Here is a 409-nt window from a genome sequence, read left to right on the forward strand (position 1 = left end):
GCGAGGACTAACGACTCGTGAAGCTGACCGGTACTAATAGGCCGATAACTTACACCACACACCACCCCGCAAACCCAACTTCAAAAGGGGTTTGCACCCAGGGGTGGTACAAAGAAACAAGACTGCTTGCGTCCACTATGTGGTTCCCAAACAACAAACCCGTTGCTTGAGAACCGACAACAAAATAACAACACCACACCTGCGGCCAAACACCGCAGCGAACATGTTGTAACCACAGATTTCCCCACCCACCCCCAAAAGGCGCGGTGCGGGACACAGGGTTACGGCGGTCATAGCGTGGGGGAAACGCCCGGTCCCATCCCGAACCCGGAAGCTAAGACCCACAGCGCCGATGGTACTGCACCCGGGAGGGTGTGGGAGAGTAGGTCACCGCCGGAACACCATTCAG

General features: G+C 56.7%; 1 rRNA gene. It reads left to right on the forward strand.

Features of this window, described 5'->3' with window-relative positions:
- Window positions 1–282 precede the first annotated feature (282 nt).
- Window positions 283–399 (forward strand): 5S ribosomal RNA (gene rrf / locus AC1DXI_RS20765).
- Window positions 400–409 lie beyond the last annotated feature (10 nt).

This window comes from Arthrobacter sp. P1_H7 (genome assembly GCF_056405215.1).